The following is an 18,694-nucleotide window of genomic DNA, read 5'->3' as shown; positions in this document are numbered from 1 at the left end:
CGTCGTATCAGCGCACATCGATGCCTGTTACGGTGTGCGCACGAGCGAGCCTCCCCGCTCACGCCTTTCTGGGGAGGTCATCCGTGTCCAAACTCGTCGCCCTGGGGCTGTTCCTGTGGGCCAGCCTCGTGCTCGCGCCGCCACCCGCCGCCGCGGCCGTCCCGCACACCGTCCGGTTCGTCAACAGTTCCAACCAGACGATCTGGATCGGCAGCACCGTCAACGCGGACGGGTCCGCGTCGCTCACCGGTTTGCCGACCCTCGCCCCCGGTCAGTCCGCCACGATCACCATCCCGGAGAACGTCGCCCCGGGGCACTGGCGCGGAAAGTTCTTCGCCCGGCAGGGCTGCACGGGCGCGTCCGGCAGCACGTTCCACTGTCTCGTGGGCGACTGCGGCGTGTACGCCGACCGCTGCACCACCGGCGAACAGCCGAGCAGCCTCGCGGAGTTCAACTTCGACCCCGGCGACGGCCTCGCCCCCTGGTACAACGTCAGCTACGTGAACGCGTTCTCGCTGCCGATCACGATCAGTCCCGACAACGCGCCGGCTCCCCCGCCGGGCGGCGGATCCTGTCAGGTCATGGGCTGCGCCAAGGACCTGCTGCCGTACTGCCCGGCCGGCAACGTCACGTACCACCCGAGCACCGGCGCGCGGATGCTCTGCACCAACCCGAACCGCGACGCGCAGACCCCGTACAGCGAGGCGCTCAAGGCCCAGTGCCCCTACGCCTACTCGTGGTCCCGGCACGACCAGGAGCCCGGCAACCAGGTGATGCGCCAGTGCGCCAACTGTTCCGGCTTCACGATCACGTTCCACGCGCCGGGCAGCACCGAACCGACCCCGCGCGTCGGCCCGGTCGTCGGTCTCGCCGACAAGTGCATGGACGTCGACGGCGCCAACCCCGCCGACCGGACCGTCGTGCAGCTGTACACCTGCAACACCAGCGCCGCGCAGCGCTGGACGATCGGCACCGACGGCACGATCCGCGCGCTCGGCAAGTGCCTCGACGTCGCCGACGCCGGCACCGCGAACTACACGAGGGTGCAGTTGTACACGTGCAATACCAGCGGCGCACAACAGTGGAGAGCCACGGCCGCACTGCAGTTGCAGAACCCGCAGTCCGGCCGTTGCCTCGACGTCTCCGGCGCCAACCCGGCCGACCGCACGCCGCTGGTGCTGTACGACTGCCACACCGGCGCCAACCAGAAGTGGCGCCTCCCCTAGGAATCAGCGCATTCGCGCGACCGCGCCGCGCAGGCGGTCGAGATCGCGCCGGCGCCGCTCGTAGGTCGTCGCCACGGCGACCAGTGCCAGACCGCCGATCGCGAGCGGCGCCCATCGCGGCACAAGATCCCAGATCAGGACCATTTCATGGAACGCCACCAGCACGAGCACGGCACCACCCACCACGAACGGCGCGCGCAGCCGCCACTTCGCGCCCACGAGCACCACGGCTACCGCCGCGACGCCCAGCGCGAGGCGGCGCACCGGGTCGCCCTCCTGCGCCAGTCCACTTGCGACACTCGGCCCGAACCCGGCCAACAGCGCGGCCCCGTACGCGGACCAGCTCGACAGGCCCGGCCGCCGCTTCGCGACCGTCCACCCCGCGAACACCGCCGCCGCGGCGCTCGGCACCGTGTACGCCTCCACCAGCGCCACATCGTTGGCGGCGAGCAGGTACCAGTACGCGAGAAGTTCGACCAGAGTGGCGGCGACCACGCGGGAACGGCGACCGTCCCCCGCAGCGCGCAGTGCCCGCAGCCCGACGGCGATCCCCCACAGCCCGCACACGCCCGCGGCGTGCCCGAGCCGCCCGCCCGCGAGCAGGAACGCCACCGCGGCGCCCGCATGCCCCGCGGCCTCGAGGACCGTCCACTCAGGACGGCGCCGCACCACAGCCGAACCGGCCAGCAGCACCGCCGCCGCGCCCAGCACGCAGTAGGCGACCAGATGCAGCGGCAGGTCGGCGGCCCGGCCGGCGGCCAGCCCCAGGGCGACCCCGCTCGCGCCCGCCACGAGCCACCCCGTCACGCGAACCGGCACCGAACGCCCGACCGCACCGCAGATCCCGCCCACGGCGACGATCGCGCCGAGCGCGGAGAGCGTCATCGGGCGCGTGGCGAGCGACCCCGCCAACCCCGCCGCGACCGAACCCCACGCGAGCACACCACCGACGGCGAACCGCTCCGGACGCGGGCCGAACGCGGCGAGCACAACGGCCGCGAGGCCGCCGGCCAGGCTGACGATCGGGACGGCCGGCCACTGCGCGCCGAGCGCGGCACACGCGGCGAGCGCGGTCAACGTGGCCAACGGCAGGGTCGCCCGCAACACGGTCCACAGTGGACGGTGCTCGTGGGCGACGCCGGCGGGCATGGGTGCCGCTCCGTCCGCCGGCACCGTCCCGCCCGGCGCGGGATGCGGCCCGGACAACGCCTCCGGGGCCCCTGCCGCCACGGGAGCCCAGCCCGCCGACGCGGCGATCCGCCCGGTCGCGTAGGCCCGGGCGACGAGCCCGACCACGACGGTGAGAATCGCGAGCGACACCGCGGCCGGCCCGACCCCGAAGGGACCACCGACGCCGCCGTACCCCGACCGGCCCGGCGCGAGCCCGACCCCGACCACGGCCCCGCTCCAGACCTCACCGGCCCAGCGGTACGGCCCGAACAGCAACGCACCGACGGTCGGCGCGACGGCCACCGCGAGCGCCCCGCCCACCGGCAGCGCGGCCGCACCGAGCGCACGGGTCCCGCCCGGCACACGCCGGCCGAGCACGAGGGCGAGCGCGACGGCACAGAGCAGTTCGACGGCGGCCACCACCCCGAACGGCACCCCGGGCACCGCGACGGCCGCCACCGTCACACCCGCTCCGGCGGCCGCGGACGCGAACCCGCCCGCCATCGCCCACGGCTCCCTCGCCACCCGCGGCACCGCGAGCCCACCCGCGACACCCACCGAGGCGACGACCGCGCACACCGAGGCCACGGGGGTGTCGAGCAGCACAGCCGGCGCGGCGAGCAGTTCGCCCAGGGCGGCGGCCAATGCCGGCACCGCGAGCACCACCGCGGCGACGGTCACGGCGCGTACCGCCGGCACCCGCGCGAACCACCCGACGACGATCCCGAGCGCCACCACACCGGCCAGCACTCCGGCCGTCCCCGCCGGACGCCCCAACCCGACCAGCACCGCGTGCGCCACGAGCACACCCGCGCCCGCGCCGCAGAGGTGAGCCGCGCGCCGCGACGTGACCCGCGCCGCCGCGAGCGCCAACGGCACGGCCACCAGACCGTCCACAAAGGACGGTGTCCACCACACCGTCGCGAACGACACCGGCACCGCGAACACCACCAGCGCCCCACCGACGATCCCCACGGCGGCCGGCGCCGGCACGGCGGCACGGCCGCGCGGCACGATCCGCCACAGCGCCACCGCGAACGCCCCCGCCACCAGCACCAGCGACACCGGCAACTGCCAGTCGTACAGCCGCGCCGGATCGGCCCCGTCCCGCCACGCCGGCAGCCCGAGCGCCGCCGTGAACGCCGCACCGGTCAGCGCCGAGTTGGCGAGCACCAGCGCCACACACCCCGCCACGAACAGCACCCCGGCCATGGCGCCCCGCCGGATCGCGCCGAGCACGCCGCCGCTCCACGCCACCGCCACCCCGAGCCCACCCGGCCCGGGACCACCGGCCACCGACGCAGCCGACGACACGACACCGCCCGCGAGCACACCCGGCGACGTACCGCCGCCGCCACCGGCCCCGCCCGGACCACCCGCCACCGGTGCGACGGCGGCGGGCAGGGCCACCGCGAGTGCCACGGACAGCGTCAACGCCGCGATCCCGACCGTTGCGTACCCGGGCCACGACACCGCGATCACCCGCGCCGCCCCGCCGGTCCAGCCGGCCACCGCGACAGCGGTGAGCAGGGCGGCGACGGCAGCGTTCCGGCTGCGGGCGCCGGCGTACCCGAGCACGGCGGCCAGTAGCGTGGCGGCCAGCAGCGGCGACCCGACCCATTCGCTCCGGCCGGCGCCCGCGAAGGCGAGCACGGCGAGGATGCCGGCAAGGGCGGCGTTCGGCACGAAGAGGAGCCAACCGGTGACCCGGAACCCGCGCACCGCGCCGGACACGTCAGCCCAACGGGAGCCGACCGTCGCGGCCGTCGCGTCGAGGCCGGCGACGATCGCGAACGCGGCGACCCATCCGGCGGGGCTCGGCCGCTGTTCGGCCACGAGCAGCGGCAGGACCGGCTGCGCGATCAGCAGCGCCACGAAGCGCGGCCCGACGAGCCCGGTCGCCGCGGCGTAGCCGGCCGCGATGAGCGCTGTCGCGCCGCACACCCCGCCGATGTACCTGGCCAGCGGGATCGCGTCGACGGCCGCCACGTCGAGCAGCCGTGCGGCGCACCCGTCGAGGAGCACGAGCAGCAGCCCCAGCGCCGCGAACGTCTCACCCGTCCCGGCGAGCCCACGCTGTCGGGCGATCGGACCGACGGCCAGCGCCAGAACGGTGAACGCCGTCAGGATGGCCGCCCGCCCGCCAGCGCCGAAGTTCGCCCACGCCACCGCCGTGAACACGATCGCGGCAGCGCCCAACAGCAGGCCGCCGAGCACGAACAGCAGCGTCTGCACGGTCAGCGGCGACGCCTCCGGCGCGGGTCCCCGGCTGTGGTGCGCCGGCCACCCACCGCCGACGCCCACACCACCCACGCCAGGCCCACCCGGGACAGCGGGGCCGCTCGGGCCGCTCGGGACGGGGCCGCCGTACGGACCAGGGGCCGGGGCGGTGGCAGCCGGGGCACCCGACGACGGTGGGGCGAAGCCGGGCGGCGGCACGGGCACGGGGCCGGCCGCCGACGCGAGGGATCGCTGCCGGATCATGCCGAGCAGCGACTCGAAGCGCCCCCTCGCCGCCCCGAGCTGCCCGAGCAGCGCGTGGTGCCGCAGCCACGCGGTCTGCGCCTCGGCGGACAGCCCGTCGATCTCGTCGCGCAGCCGCGCCACCTCGGGCGCCTCCGGCTCCGGCGGGCTCCCACAGGTCCGGCATCCCCGCACGATGTCCGCGACCGCGCCGCATCGCGGGCACGCGTACGCCGTGCTGTTCTCCCCCGTCATGCCGTGTGTCATGACCGTCAGGGTGCCCCGGCGGTGACCGCCGGTCATCGGCTCACATACTCAGTCGCGCTAGGTACTCAGTCGCCCCGGGTGCGCAGCCCGGTCGATGACCGGATGACACCGCAGGTACGTCATTTTCCGGGAATGAGGTACCCGGCGTGTCATCCGGTCAGCGATCGTCGCCCACGACCAGGACGTTCACCGAGCGGAGGTCGCGGTTGGCGTAGTGGACCTCCACGATCGAGGCGAGCGCGTCGCGGCCGAGTGCCCGATACGCGCCGGTGAGGAGTTCCAGGGCCTCGTGGCGGAACGCGTCGACGTCGCACCAGTGCAGCTCGCCGCCGACCGTAAGCGCGAAGGCCGGGCGTCCCTCGGCGAGTTCGGCGCGGGCCAGGTCGATGTGGCGCCGGGCGGCCGCCGGGTCGCGGTAGTCCGCCAGGCGGTGGCGCGTGGCGGCCGGTGTCAGGCGCGGGTCGCCGATGCCCGGCAGGAGGACCGGTCCGACCGAGATACCGCCCTTGGGGCGTTTCAGCCGCGTCAGCCGCCGGGGGCCGTCCTCCTTGAGCGATGCCCGGTCGATCTCGTGGAACCAGTGGAGTGCGTCGCGCAGCGGTTCCAGCACGGCGGTGTCCTCGCCGTAGCCGCGCAGGTCGCGGTCGACGTGCGCGAGGTGGATGCCGACCTGCTCCAGGATCGTGCTGCAGCGGTCGGTTCCGGTCTCGGCGGAGTCCCGCGCGTAGTTGAACGCGATGAGCGACGGCAGGTGGGCCGGATCGTCGTACCAGAGTCCGAAGTGCAGCCCGTCGCTGCCACCGCTCATGACGGTCACGAACTCGGCCGGGTCCCGCCGGTAGCGCCAGTGCAGCCGTTCGTCGAGTCCGTCGCGGGCCACCAGGCGCGGCCCGTCGGCGCCGAAGTGATCCAGCACGCCGGCCGGCCGCAGGCCCATCCGGTCGAGGGCCGCGGACTCCGCCGGGGTGGCCGAGGCGAAGAACGCCGCGGCCACGGCCGTGTGGCGGGGTAGCCGCAGCCCGTAGACGCGCCGGAAGCGTTCGGCCACGGCGGGGAACCGTCCGGTCATCTCCGCGAGCGCGGCACGCCGTTCGTCGGTCATCGCGGCAGCGTAACCGCCCGTGCGAAACGGCGAAGGCACCACGCGTGCGCCACCACCAGCGCCGCGTGCGCGGCGGTCGCCGCGATGCCCATCGGCACCAGTCCATAGTGGACGAAGCTGTCCCAGAAGTAGACGTTCGCGCCGCCGAGGAGCACGTGCAGCGCCAGCGCGAACCGGTGCCAGTATGCCCGCGGGTCGTGCCGCGCCACGAGCAGGAACAGCAGCCCCACGAGGAACGCCTGCCCGTGCGCCTCGACCCAGCCGATCGTCAGGTACGAACCGTCGAAGATGTCCCCGAGCGGCCCGACGCCGAACCGGTGCCCGACCAGTTCGAAGACGACCTGCACGCCACCGATGACGGCCAGGAAGAGCCCGTTGACGGTGAACAGCAGCCGCGGGCTCATGAGCGCACCGCCGGCACCGGACCGCACCAACGGGCGATCGCCGCCGGATCGAGCACGGAGCCGGCCCAGGCCACGTAGCCGTCGGGGCGCACCAGCACGTAATCCGGCAGCCCGGCGGCGAGCGACCGTACACAGTGGACAGTCGACGGGAGTTCCGCCGGGGTGTCGCGAGAGAGCAGCACGAACCGGCCGTCCCGCATCAGTTCGTAGAGGCGGCCGCCGTCGCAGTCCACGTCGGGCATGCGCCGGCCGACCCACGAGTGCCCGTTCGACGGGTATGCGATGCCGATGCCGCTGAGGCGTTCGGCCATGAGGAGCCGGGTGCGGTGGAAGCGCAGCACGGTCCGGATCACCACCGCCTGCGCCACGTTGCGCAGCTTCGAGCGCCCCAGCACCAGCCGGTTGAACGTGTCCGTGAGCGCCAGCACCTTCTCGCCGACCGGGTGGCGTTCGGACTCGTAGGTGTCGAGCAGCTCCGCGGCGGCCGTCCCGCGCACGGCGGCGGCGAGCTTCCAGCCGAGGTTCATCGCGTCCTGGATGCCGGTGTTCATGCCCTGGCCGCCGAGCGGCGAGTGCACGTGGGCGGCGTCGCCGGCGAGGAACACCCGTCCGACGCGGTACTTCGCGGCCTGCCGGCGTTCGCTGAGGAAGCGGGTGCTCCAGCGCGGCTCGCCCATGCCGAGGTCGCCGCCGGCGATGCGCCGGAACGCGTCGACCATCTCGTCGCGGGTGACCGGCTCGGACAGCGGTGCCCGTTCGCGGCTGCGGTCCCAGGCGATGACGCGGAACCAGCCGTCCCCGAACGGCACCGAGATGACCGCGCCCTCGGTGTTGGTGCGCGCGAACATCGCCTCGGCCGGCGGCTCGGCCAGCCGCACGTCGGCCAGCAGGATGTGCGTCTCGTACTCCTTGCCGGCGAACGGCACCCCGATCAGCGTGCGCACCGTGCTGTGCGCGCCGTCGCAGCCGACGACGTAGTCCGCCCGTTCCCGCGAACCGTCCGCGAGGGACAGGGTCACGCCGGAGGGGTCCTGCTCGAGCGCGGTGACGACGGCGCCCCGCACGATCGCGACCCCGAGCCGCGACGCCCGCGCCTGCAACGCCTTCTCGGTGGCGCTCTGCGGCGCGATGCACAGCATCGGGTAGCGGGTGTCCAGGATGCCGAGGTCCAGGTAGGCCCCGGGGACGGGGGCGACGCCGTCGATCCGCACGCCGCGCAGCAGCACCTCGTCGGCGAGGCCGCGGGCGTCGAGCAGTTCGAGGGTGCGGGCGTGCACGGCGAACGCCCGGGTGATGTTGGATTCTTCGGCGCGGCGTTCGAGGAGGCGCACCCGCACGCCGGCCAGGGCGAGTTCGCAGGCGAGGGCGAGGCCGGTGGGGCCGGCGCCGACAACGATGACATCAGCGGAATTCATGGGCACCAGCCTGCGAAAAATCGAACGCGGTCGAATCGGCGAAGTCGCCGGTCGGCATAGACTCCGCAGCGTGCTGTACGGCAGGACCGACGAGTGCGCGGCCGTGGACGCCCTTCTCGCGGGGGCGGTCGAGGGGCGCAGTGGTGCGCTGGTGCTGCGCGGCGAGGCCGGCATCGGCAAGTCCGCGCTGCTGGCCTACGCCGCCGCGCAGGCCGGAGACGCCACACAGGCCGGAAACGCCGCACGAGCCGGCGAGGGAAAACAATGGAAGATCCTGCGCGGCACCGGCATCGAGTCCGAGTCGGAGTTCCCGTTCGCGGCCGTGCACCAGCTGCTGCGGCCGGTCGCGGACCTCATCGACGCCGTTCCGGAGCGCCCCGGTGCCGCCCTGCGGGGTGCGTTCGGGCTGGGGCCGGCCGGTGGCGGGGACCGGTTCCTCATCTCGCTGGGTGTGCTGAGCGTGCTCGCCGAGGCGGCCGAGTCGGGGCCGGTGCTGTGCCTGGTGGACGACGCGCACTGGCTCGACGGCGCGTCGGCGGGCGCGTTGACGTTCGTGGCGCGGCGGTTGGACGCCGAGGGCGTGGTAATGCTGTTCGCGGCGCGGGACGGCGATCCGGCGACGTTCGCCGCGCCGGGGCTGCCGGAGCTGACGCTGGCCGGCCTGGACGCGCCCGCGGCCGGTGCGCTCCTCGCCGCACGCTCCACTGTGGAGCTTCCCGGGTCGGTGCGGGACAGCCTGGTGGCGAGCACGGCCGGGAATCCGTTGGCGCTGCTGGAGTTGCCGGGTTCGCTGAGCGGGGCGCAGCTGTCCGGCCGCGAGCCGTTGCCGCGCCGGCTGCCGGTCGGGGCCGACGTCGAGCAGGTCTTCCTCGACCGGGTGCGCCGGCAGGACCCCGCCACCCAGACGCTGTTGCTGGTCGCCGCCGCGGAGGAGACCGGGGATCCCGGTGTGGTGCTGCGCGCCGCGTCCGCGCTGGGCGTCGCCGCGGGCGCCCTCGACGCCGCCGAGCGCGCCGGGTTGATCCGGGTGAACGACCGGAGCATCGCGTTCTGCCACCCGCTCGTGCGCACGGCGGTGTACCGGGGTGCCACGTTCTGGCAACGGCGGGAGGCGCAGCGCGCCCTGGCCGACGTGCTGGCCGGCGCCGACGAGGACCGGCGCGCGTGGCATCTCGCCGCGGCCGCGCTGGGGCCCGACGAGGAGGTCGCCGCGCTGCTGCACGATTCCGCCGAACGGGCCCGCGCCCGCGGCGGGCACGCGGCAGCGGCGACGGCGTTCGAGCGGGCGGCCGCGCTGACCCTGGAGGCGCAGCGGCGCGGGGAACGCCTCGCCGACGCCGCCGACGCCGCCTGGCAGGCCGGCCTCCCCGAACGGGCGAAGTCCCTTGTGGACGGTGCGGCCGAGCTGGCCTCGACGGTGCCGCTGCGCGCGCGGGTGGCGCACCTGCGGGGCTCGATCGCGGCGGTCAGCGGCGAGCTCACCGCCGCCTACGCGACCCTGGTCGCCGCCGCGGAGCCGATCGCCACCACCGAACCGGCGCGCGCCGCCGCCATGCTGACCGAGGCGGGACAGTCGGCCTGGCTCGCCGGCGACGTGCGCGGCCTGCACGCCGTGGCGACCCGCCTCGCCGCCCTCCCGCACACCGCCCCGCCGAGCGCCCCGCCCGCCGCCGCGCCGAACGAACAGACCGCCGCCGCGCACAGCGGGCCGACCGGCGGAGCGGCACAGGCGGCCGTGCCGATGAGTGCGGAGCTGATCCTGGGCCTGGACCGCCTGCTGAGCGGCGACACCGCCCGCGCCGTCGGGCACCTGCGCGAGGTGGCCGCCCGGGCGACGCAGTCGCCGGACCTGCGCGCGGTGATGCTGACGGCGGCCGGTTCGATGTTCCTCGGCGACGACTCCGTGGCGTTGGGCCTGTTCTCGACGGGTGTGGCGCGGGCGCGTTCGGCGGGTGCGGCGGCCGTGCTGCCGGCCCTGCTCGCCCCGCTGTCGTCGCTGGAGGCGTGGACGGGTCGCTTCGCGGCGGCCACCGCCAACGCGACGGAGGGCCTGCGCATCGCCCACGACACCGGTCAGGAAAATCCGGGCGCGCACCTGCATGCCGTTCTCTCCTGGATAAATGCGGTACACGGGCGGGAGGGCGAGTGCCGGGCGCACGCCGAGGCCGCGATCAGCCGGGCGATCGGGCACCGGCTCGGACCGTCGGCCGGGATCGCCGGGTGGGCGCTGGCCCTGCTGGACCTGGCGTGCCGGCGGCCCGACGAGGCCCGCGACCGCCTCGCCGCGCTCGCCGAGGCCGGGCCGGGCGACTCGCATCCGGTGGTCGCGATCTTCTCCGCCGCCGATCTCGTGGAGGCCGCCGTCCGGACCGACCGCCTCGACCTCGCCCACCATGCGGTCGAACGTCTCGCGTCGTGGGCCGGCCACACCGGATCGGTGTGGGGCGCGGCGCTCGTGGCCCGCGGAAAGGGCCTGCTGGCGGAGGGCTCCGCGGCCGACCGGCACTTCACCGAGGCGCTGGCGCTGCACACCCGGGGCGGCCGGCCGTTCGACGCGGCGCGCACGGCGCTGCTCTACGGCGAGGTGCTGCGCCGGCGGCGCCGCCGGGCGGACGCGCGGGTGCACCTGCGGACGGCGCACGAGACGTTCGAACGGCTGGGCCTGCGGCCCTGGGCGGACCTGGCGGGGACCGAGCTGCGCGCCACCGGCGAGACCGCCCGCAAGCGCCGCCCGGACACGGCGACCGCGCTGACCCCGCAGGAGGTGCAGATCGTGCGCATCGTCGGCGAGGGCGCCACGAACCGGGAGGTCGCCGCGCAGCTGTTCCTCAGCCCGCGCACGGTCGACTACCACCTGCGCAAGGTCTTCGCCAAGCTGGGCGTCACCTCCCGGGCCGAACTGATCCTGGCCGCGCGCGCGGACCGGTGACTTCGCCGATTCGAACGCCGGTCGCGGCGTACAGTGCCTCGGCATGGGGGCGGCGTTGACGTTCATCGGTGGGTGCGTTGTCGTCGGGGCGGTGCTGTGGTGGCTGCGCCGCTCGTACGTGCTGGTCAGCGTCTCGGGCCGGAGCATGGAGCCGACGCTGTCCAACGGCCAGCGGGTGCTGGCCCGCCGGGCCGGCCTGCGCCGGGTGCGCCGCGGCGACGTGGTGGTGCTGTATCCGCCGCCGGGCGGGCCGCACGGCGACGGCCTGGTGATCAAACGGATCCTCGCGCTGCCTGGCGATCCGGTGCCGCGCGCCCGGGTGCCGAAGCTGCGCGACCTGCCGCTGGAGACGGTTCCGCCGGAGCAGCTGGTGGTGCTGGGCGACAACCCGGGCTGGAGCATGGATTCCCGCCAGCTCGGGCTGTTCCCGGCCGACCGGCTCCTCGGTGTGGTTCCGCGCCTGCGGGCCGAACGCGCCGAGGCCCGCCCGGCCGCACGACCGGACGGGCCCGGCGAGCCCTGAGGCTCGGATCAGCAGAGGCTGATGGCGCCGGCCGCCTGCCCGCACCCGGTGTTGCACCCGTTGCACTTGTTCCCGCACTGCGGCGTCGTCCAGCACCGCTGGAGGTAGCACGTGGCGCAGACCCGGCAGTACGGATCCGGGGGGCACGCCGCGGACGCCTGAACGGTCGGCACGAGCTTGCCGAGCATCCAGGAGCCCATCGATTCGATGGTCTTGATCATGATCAATCCCTCCCTTCCGTTGATCGGGCGACACGCTAGGCGCCGCGCATACGGCGCCGGTACAGGCGCGTTGTATCGACGCCGTATGCGCGGGTCCTACGGTCGGCGCTGTTGATCGCTCAGCTGATCGCAAGGGAGTGGGACCGGCGTGGCATACGTCGAAGTGGCGGTCCGGGCCCTCGTGGTGACGGTGTTCGTCGTCGCCGTGTGGGGCAAGGCGCACGGCGGGGAGGCGTGGCGGGAGTTCGTCGCCTCGGTGCGGGCGTTCGACGTGGTGCCGGCGCGCGCCGTCCGGCCCGTCGCGGCGCTCGTGGCCGGGTGCGAGGCGGTGGGTGTGGCGCTGCTGGCCGTCCCGGCGACCGTGGTCGCGGGCTATGGGCTGGCGGCCGCGCTGCTGGCGGCGTTCGCCGTCGCGATGGCGGTGTCGCTGCGGCGCGGCGCCCAGCCGGTGTGCCGGTGCTTCGGTGGGCGCGGGTCCGCCGTCACCGCCGTGCACGTCGCACGCAACCTCGGGCTCGTCGTGGTCGCGCTGCTCGCCGTGGCGGCCCGGATGTTCGTCGACGATCCGGTCGAACCGGCGGGAGCCGCGCTCGCGGCGCTCTCGGGTGTCCTGGTCGCCGCCCTCGTCGTCCGGCTCGACGACGTCGTGGCCCTGTTCGCGCCGGTCTCCTCCCCGCGTTCGCGCTGAGGCCCCTCTTGAAAGTCGGAGGCTCCGATGTGGATCCTGTCCGCGGCAGTCGTCATCTTCGGCGTGCTGACCACCCTCAACCTCATCCTCACCCTCGGGGTGTTGAAGCGCCTGCGTGAGCAGTCCGAACAGCTCGCCAAGACGGCCGTGGCCGAACAGGTCGAGGACCCGCTGCTGAGCGCCGGCGAGACACCCGGGGACTTCGCCAACACCACGATCGACGGCGAACCGGTGAGCCGCGACGACGTGACCGGTGCGCGGCTGGTGGCGTTCCTGTCGCCGCTGTGCGACCGCTGCGAGGCGCAGATCCCCGGCCTGCTCGACGCCGCGCGCAGCATGCTCGGCGGGCGGGACAACGTGCTCGTCGTCATCGTCGGCAAGGACGAGAAGGCCGGCGAGTACGCCGAACGGTTCCGCGACGTCGCGAAGGTCGTCATCGAGCCGGGCAACGGGCCGATCACGAAGGAGTTCAGGCTGACCGGGCTGCCGGCGTTCGCGCTCCTCGACCCGTTCGGGAAGGTCGTCACCAGCTCCATCGCCATCGACCGGCTGGACATCCCGGTGGCGTCGAGCGCATGAGGCAGCAACGCCTCGGGCCGCGGCGGGCCGTCTCGCACAGCCTCGCCGCGGCCGGCATGCGCTGGCGGGCCGCACCCGTCGGTTCCGTCGTCGAACTGCTGATCACGCTGCTCACCGGCGCCACCCCGGTCCTGACGGCATGGCTGCTCAAGCTGCTGCTCGACGACCTGACCTCGGGCCGGGCGAGCCGCGAACGGGTCCTCGCGCTGGCCGCCGCCCTCGGCGCGACCGGCGTTGTGGGGCTGGTGCTGCCGCACGTGACCCGTTACCTCGATGCGGAGATCACCCGCCGGGTGACCCGCCTGGTGCGGCAGCGGCTGTTCACCGCCGTGAACCGGCTCACCGGCATCGGCCGGCTGGAGGACCCGCGCTTCCACGACCGGTTGCAGCTCGCCCAGCAGACCGGCCACATGGGCCCCTCCGAACTGTCCGGCGGCCTCATGCGCATGGCCGCGGGACTGGTCGCCGTCGGCGGGTTCGCCACGTCGCTGCTGCTCCTGCACCCGCTGGTCGCCCTTCTCGTGGTGGCCGCCGCCGGCCCGGGCCTCTGGGCCGAACTGCGCCTGAGCCGGGCCCGCGCGGCCACGTTCCTGCGGATGGAGCAGCGGGAGCGGCGCGAACGCTTCTACACCCACCTGGTCACCGGCGTGGAGGCGGCGAAGGAGGTGCGCCTGTTCGGGCTCGGCGGCTTCTTCACCGGCCGTATGCTCGCCGAACTCGACGCCGCGAACGCCGAGCACCGCGGGCTCGACCGGCGTCAGCTGCGCGCGCAGTCCCTCGTCGGGCTGCTCGGCGCGGCGGTGGCCGGCCTCGCGATCTGGTCCGCCGTGGCGGCGGCGTTCGACGGGCGGATCACGGCCGGCGGCGTGGCGCTGGTGCTGGCCGCCATCCCGGGGGTGCAGGGCGGGCTCGGTTCCCTGGTCGGGCAGGCCGGCCGGATGCACCAGGCGCTGCTCTTCTTCGACCACTACCGGGTCGCCACGGGCCAGCCGCCCGACCTGCCGCTGGCCGGGTCGCCGGTGCCCGTCGCGGCGCTGTCCGAGGGGATCGTCTTTCACGACGTGTGGTTCCGGTACGGGGACAACCACCCGTGGGTGCTGCGCGGCGTGGACCTGACCCTCCCGGCCGGACGTTCGGTCGGTCTCGTCGGGTTGAACGGCGCCGGCAAGAGCACGATGGTGAAGCTGCTGTGCCGGTTCTACGACCCGACGAAGGGACGCATCACCTGGGACGGCGTGGACCTGCGCGACCTCGACCCGGCGGCGCTGCGGGCCCGGCTCGGCGCGGTGTTCCAGGACCACACCGCGTACGACCTGACCGCGACGGAGAACATCGGCGTCGCCGACCTGCCTGCCCTCTCGGATCCGGCCCGCATCGCCGCCGCGGCCCGCGACGCCGGGCTGCACGACGCGATCGCCGCCCTGCCGCGCGGCTACGACACGCTGCTGAGCCGCATCTTCTTCGACGCCGACGACCTGGCGGCCGACGGCGATCCGGACACCGGCGCCGGGGTCGTCCTCTCCGGCGGGCAGTGGCAGCGGATGGCGGTGGCGCGCGGGTTCCTGCGGGCCGACCGCGACCTGCTGATCCTCGACGAGCCGAGCAACGGCCTCGACGCCGAGGCGGAACACGACCTGCACGTGCGCCTGATGCGGATGCGGGAGGGGCGCAGCAGCCTGCTCATCTCGCACCGGCTGAGCGCCGTGCGTTCGGCCGACGTGATCGTGGTGCTCGCCGAGGGGCGGGTCGCCGAGGAGGGTGACCACGCCGCGCTGATGGCGGCCGGCGGCGGCTACGCGCGGCTCTTCTCCCTGCAGGCGCGGGGTTACGCGTCCCCGGCCGCCACGTAGGCCGACGCCGCTGCGGTGCTGCGGCGGGCCGCGTCGACGGCGAGGCGCCGCACCAGCGCGGCCTGCCGTTCGTGGCCGCCCCGGCGCAGGTTGTCGTGCAGCGCGCGGGCGATGCGGCGCACGGCGTTCTCGCCCCCGGGCACGCGGGCCGCCTGGCGCATCGCGGCGAGGAGGTTCTCCCGCTCCACGCGCAGCCAGGTGGCGCTCGCGTGCCCGGCCGCCGCGGCGTACCAGTCGAACGCCCGCATCAGGGCCGCGTGCCGGCGCACGGTCGGCTCGTAGCCGGCCAGTTCGGCGCCGTAGGCGCGCAGCAGATCGGGCAGCCGGAACCGGTCGGTGCCAACCGGCGTCACGATGTGTTCGGCGACCAGCCGGTCGAACACCGTCTCCGCCTCGCGCACACCCGAGCCGAGCACCGCCGCGAGCACCGGCACCCGGTACTCCGGCACCCGCAACTGGGCCAGCCGCCAGAGGGCTTCCGTGCCGGGGCCGAGCGTGCGGCAGGCGCGGGCGTAGTGCGTGCGCACGTCGAGCAGTTCGCAGCGCAGCTCGTCCAGCCGGAACCGCAGCGGGCGCAGCCGCGCCGCGAGCACCGGCACCGGCAGGTCCGGCCTGCGGGCCAGCCGCACGGCCGCCGCCCGAACGGCCAACGGCAACAGGTCGCAGCGTTGCGCCACGGCCGTCACGGCATCGCTGTCGTCCGGCTGCGGTTCGGCGCCGACGACGCGGGCGATCAGTTCGCGGGCCTCCGCCAGGGGCATCGCGCCCAGCGCCACCTGGAACGCCGCGGGCCGCTCCGGCACGCTGCGCCGGGTGATGATCACCGCACAGCCCGGGCCGGTCGGCAGCAGCTGGCCCAGGTCGGGGAAGGCGTCGGCGTTGTCCAGCACGAACAGCAGCCGGCGCCCGTAGCCGGCGGTGCGCAGTTCGGCGGCGTCGACCTGCGGGGTGGGCGTGCGGCGCAGCGCCTGCAGCAGCCGCCGCAACACCTGCTCGGGCGCGGTGACCGGCGACAGGTCCACGTACAACTGGCCGTCCGGGAACGCCTCGGCGACGCGGTGCGCGGCGGTCACGGCGAGCGCGGACTTGCCCACGCCGGGCGGCCCGGTCACCACCACGACGGCCGGCCCAGCACCGGGGCGCAGGGCGCCGCAGACCCGGTCGAGTTCCGCCTGCCGGCCGGTGAACCAGCCCGACGTCGGCGGCAACTGGTGCGGCACCGGCGGCGGTTCGCCGCTCCAGCCGGCCGGGGTGCCTCCGGCGACGCTGGCGTCCCGGTCCCGCACGGCGCGGTACATGGCGGCCAGCTCCGGCCCGGGTGCGATGCCGAGATCCTCCGCGAGAACGCGGGTGGCGGCGGCGTGTGCGCCCAGCGCCGCGGCCGGGTCGCCCGCGCGGTACAGGGCGAGCATCAGCTGGCTCCACGCCCGTTCCCGATAAGGATGCTCGGCGAGGTGCTGCCGTAAGCGGGCGGCCAGCTCGGCCGGGTGCGCGGCTCCGGTCCGCAGTTGCGCGGCGACGTGCTCCTCCACCGCGACCACCCGCAACTCGTCCAGCATGCCGGCCCGGGCGGCGATCAGCGGCCCGTGCGCGACGTCGGCGGCGACCGGGCCGCGCCACAGTCCGAGGGCCGCGCCGAGCAGCGCCCCGGCCTCGCCCGCCGGGGCTCCCGCGGCGTCGTTGACCGAACTCTCGAACACCTCGGCGTCCACCTCGCCGGGCGCCGCGACCAGCAGGTAGCCCTCGCCGCGGGCGACCAGCCGGTCGGGGTCGCCGAGGACGCGGCGCGCCTGCGAGGCGTAGCTGCGCAGGTTGTAGCGGGCCGAACGCGGCGGGGACGCGCCCCACAGCTCCTCGGCCAGGGCCAGCAACGGGACCACGCGGTTGGCCCGCAGCGCCATGCCGGCGAGAAAGGTCGCCAGCCGCCCCGCGGGTACCGTCCGCAGTTGTCCGTCGAGGCGGATGTCCAGCGGTCCGAGCACGCCAATGTGCAGCGACATCGTCGGCCCTCCCCGTGCCCCCGTTTGCCGACATCGCAGTCAGGAGAACCATAACGGTCGATCAGGTGGCGGTCGAGTGGAGAGCGGTGCGGGGGCCCGTCACACAAATGTTTGCCGGAATGCAACTATGTACCGTCGGAGGAGGTGGAATGGAACTGACGACCCGCGTGTCCGGGCCGCTCACGGTGGTCACCGTGCACGAGGACGCCGACCTCGCCACGGCCGCCGACCTGCGCACGTACCTGTACGACGCGCTCGAGGGCGGGGCCACCCACCTGGTCGTCGACCTGAGCGCCACCACGTTCGTCGACTCGGCGGTGCTCAACGCGCTCATCGCCGTGCACCGTCGGGCCACCACGGCCGGCGGCCGCTTCGGGGTGCTCTGCCCCGACGAACGGATCCGGCGGCCGTTCGAGGTGACCGGGCTGCACGAGGTGTTCGAGATGTACAGCAGCCTCGCTCAGGCCTCCGGGCCCCCGCCGTAGCCGATCTCGTTGCCGTCCGGGTCCCGGAACGTCACCTTGCGCACGCCGTTGCCGTAGGTCTCGCGCCCGGCGGGCTCGATGCCGCGGGCGCCGATCGCCGCCACCACCGCGTCCAGGTCCTCGACGAAGAGCGTGTGCAGGGCGTGGCCGGCGTGCTCCGGGTTGACCTCGATGTAGAGGTAGCGGTGCTCGGCCACCTCCCAGACGGCCTCGACGTCGTTGGGCACGAACGCCGGCGGGCCGCCGAAGAGGCGTTCGTACCAGGCGAGCGCGGTCGCGTAGTCGCGCACCCGGATCCCGCCGAACAGGTCCACCATGCGCGCGATCCTACGTTCCGGCGGCACTCCACCAGGGACGTTCCACTGTGGACCCGGTCAGCACGGCCCGAGCCGTCCACGGGAGCGTGCCGAACGTGCGCCGCCTGGTCACCCGGTGCATCGGCAGCGCGGCCAGGGCCAGCGGCACCGCGAGCCCGCCCGGGACGAGGGGCGCGGTGCGGGCGGCACACAGCAGGGCGAGGCGTTCCCGGGGCGGCACGGGATCGACCCGCTCGGAGTCGCCCCACTCGAGCACGACCGTCCGGACGACGGGCGCGGCGAGGGTGCGCGGCGCCGGAAGCTCCAGCCGGACCCGCTCCCCGCCCCGCACAACCTCGCCACCCGCCTCCGGCCCGCGCACGGCCCCCGGCCCGCGCACGGCGATCTTGCAGTTGTGGTGCCCGGCGTATCCGGTCCGAGCCTGATTTGTCGCCGCCACAACTGCAAGATCGGCGAAGTCCCCACCGGGAGCGGAAGCGAAGCCCAGGCGGGCGGCCGCGTCCGGGCGGAGGTCCAGGCAGCCGGGCCCGGCGTGGGCCACGCCGTCGCGCAGGTTCAGGTGGTCGTCGGTGAGCACGTCCAGCCCGGCCTCGAAGGCGAGGTACGCCATCGTCGAGGTCTTCCCGCCGCCGGACGGGGCGAGCACGGCGACCACCCCGTCGGGCGTGTGCACGGCGCCGGCGTGCAGGCAGTCGCCGCCGCGTTCGAGGGTGGCGGCGCAGACGACGAGCGACAGCATCGGGTGCACGCGGCTGTCGGGGCGGTGCACCGCCCCGCCCGTCCACCAGACGGCCTCCCCGCCCCGCCGGACCCGCACCGCCCATCCGTCGCCGGCGAACACCTCCCGCCAGCCCTCCGGCGGGTCGCCGACGCGCACCTCCAGGGCCGGCCAGTCCGGCGCGGCGGTATGCAGGTAGCGGCGGCCGAAGAGGTGGGGATCGAGCCGAAAGCCGAAGGCGCCGCAGTGCTCCACGATTAAAGAACATATACGGACAAAAACTCATACGTCGCGGTACCTTGGCGCCATGACCACGATCGTTGAGGAACGCGAGATC

The 18,694-nt window shown here is 74.8% G+C and carries 15 protein-coding genes; 7 read left to right on the top strand and 8 right to left on the bottom strand.

The genetic code is table 11. The features are described from left to right. Positions 1–83: 83 nt before the first annotated feature. Complete coding sequence (locus Val02_RS47780; RefSeq protein ID WP_239153595.1) at positions 84–1,226, top strand: thaumatin family protein; 1,143 nt, start codon at positions 84–86, stop codon at positions 1,224–1,226. Between the two features lie 3 nt (positions 1,227–1,229). Here the strand turns inward: Val02_RS47780 and Val02_RS35840 are convergent, their stop codons facing one another. The 4 genes from Val02_RS35840 to Val02_RS35825 form a co-directional block, all read right to left on the bottom strand. Further along, positions 1,230–5,126 (bottom strand): SCO7613 C-terminal domain-containing membrane protein, encoded by a 3,897-nt coding sequence (locus Val02_RS35840; protein ID WP_203903739.1) that lies wholly within the window; start codon positions 5,124–5,126, stop codon positions 1,230–1,232. Positions 5,127–5,283: 157 nt separating this feature from the next. Continuing rightward, positions 5,284–6,228, bottom strand: coding sequence for an ADP-ribosylation family protein (locus tag Val02_RS35835; RefSeq protein WP_203903738.1), 945 nt, complete (start codon positions 6,226–6,228; stop codon positions 5,284–5,286). Continuing rightward, complete coding sequence (locus Val02_RS35830; protein WP_203903737.1) at positions 6,225–6,632, bottom strand: hypothetical protein; 408 nt, start codon at positions 6,630–6,632, stop codon at positions 6,225–6,227. The genes Val02_RS35835 and Val02_RS35830 overlap by 4 nt, the downstream gene beginning before the upstream one ends. Next, positions 6,629–8,047 carry an FAD-dependent monooxygenase gene (locus tag Val02_RS35825; protein WP_203903736.1) on the bottom strand — a complete coding sequence of 473 codons (1,419 nt, stop codon included), beginning with the start codon at positions 8,045–8,047 and terminating at the stop codon, positions 6,629–6,631. Before Val02_RS35825 ends, Val02_RS35830 begins: the two co-directional genes overlap by 4 nt. A 70-nt stretch (positions 8,048–8,117) precedes the next feature. On the opposite strand from Val02_RS35825, the gene Val02_RS35820 reads away from it, so the two are divergent. After that, positions 8,118–10,976 (top strand): helix-turn-helix transcriptional regulator, encoded by a 2,859-nt coding sequence (locus Val02_RS35820; RefSeq protein ID WP_203903735.1) that lies wholly within the window; start codon positions 8,118–8,120, stop codon positions 10,974–10,976. A 43-nt stretch (positions 10,977–11,019) separates the two neighbouring features. Next, a complete protein-coding gene (locus Val02_RS35815; protein ID WP_203903734.1) occupies positions 11,020–11,499 on the top strand; it encodes a S26 family signal peptidase in 480 nt (159 codons plus the stop codon). A gap of 8 nt (positions 11,500–11,507) precedes the next feature. On the opposite strand, the gene Val02_RS35810 is transcribed toward Val02_RS35815, so the two are convergent. After that, positions 11,508–11,720 carry a hypothetical protein gene (locus Val02_RS35810; RefSeq protein ID WP_203903733.1) on the bottom strand — a complete coding sequence of 71 codons (213 nt, stop codon included), beginning with the start codon at positions 11,718–11,720 and terminating at the stop codon, positions 11,508–11,510. 148 nt (positions 11,721–11,868) lie between these two features. Between Val02_RS35810 and Val02_RS35805 the strand changes: the two genes are divergently transcribed. From Val02_RS35805 to Val02_RS35795, 3 genes are read left to right on the top strand one after another with little or no spacing between them, the layout of a single operon-like run. Beyond that, the gene (locus tag Val02_RS35805; protein ID WP_203903732.1) at positions 11,869–12,408 is read left to right on the top strand and encodes a MauE/DoxX family redox-associated membrane protein; all 540 of its coding nucleotides are present in this window, start codon (positions 11,869–11,871) and stop codon (positions 12,406–12,408) included. Between the two features lie 27 nt (positions 12,409–12,435). Beyond that, positions 12,436–12,987 carry a TlpA family protein disulfide reductase gene (locus Val02_RS35800; RefSeq protein ID WP_203903731.1) on the top strand — a complete coding sequence of 184 codons (552 nt, stop codon included), beginning with the start codon at positions 12,436–12,438 and terminating at the stop codon, positions 12,985–12,987. Then, a complete protein-coding gene (locus Val02_RS35795; RefSeq protein ID WP_203903730.1) occupies positions 12,984–14,837 on the top strand; it encodes an ABC transporter ATP-binding protein in 1,854 nt (617 codons plus the stop codon). The genes Val02_RS35800 and Val02_RS35795 overlap by 4 nt, the downstream gene beginning before the upstream one ends. Here Val02_RS35795 and Val02_RS35790 read toward each other — a convergent pair. Continuing rightward, entirely contained in the window at positions 14,813–16,837 is a 2,025-nt protein-coding gene (locus Val02_RS35790; RefSeq protein WP_203903729.1) for an AfsR/SARP family transcriptional regulator, read from the bottom strand. The genes Val02_RS35795 and Val02_RS35790 overlap by 25 nt on opposite strands. Positions 16,838–16,986: 149 nt before the next feature. Between Val02_RS35790 and Val02_RS35785 the strand changes: the two genes are divergently transcribed. Further along, positions 16,987–17,322 (top strand): STAS domain-containing protein, encoded by a 336-nt coding sequence (locus tag Val02_RS35785; protein ID WP_203903728.1) that lies wholly within the window; start codon positions 16,987–16,989, stop codon positions 17,320–17,322. Here Val02_RS35785 and Val02_RS35780 read toward each other — a convergent pair. Further along, a complete protein-coding gene (locus Val02_RS35780) occupies positions 17,298–17,639 on the bottom strand; it encodes a VOC family protein (RefSeq protein ID WP_203903727.1) in 342 nt (113 codons plus the stop codon). The genes Val02_RS35785 and Val02_RS35780 overlap by 25 nt on opposite strands. Positions 17,640–17,649: 10 nt before the next feature. Beyond that, positions 17,650–18,612 (bottom strand): hypothetical protein, encoded by a 963-nt coding sequence (locus Val02_RS35775; RefSeq protein ID WP_203903726.1) that lies wholly within the window; start codon positions 18,610–18,612, stop codon positions 17,650–17,652. Positions 18,613–18,694 lie beyond the last annotated feature (82 nt).

The sequence above is a fragment of the Virgisporangium aliadipatigenens genome, from assembly GCF_016863615.1.
GTDB classification, from domain to species: Bacteria; Actinomycetota; Actinomycetes; order Mycobacteriales; family Micromonosporaceae; genus Virgisporangium; species Virgisporangium aliadipatigenens.
The sequence above is the reverse complement of the archived record's forward strand: the minus strand, read 5'-3'. Positions and strand labels throughout refer to the sequence as shown.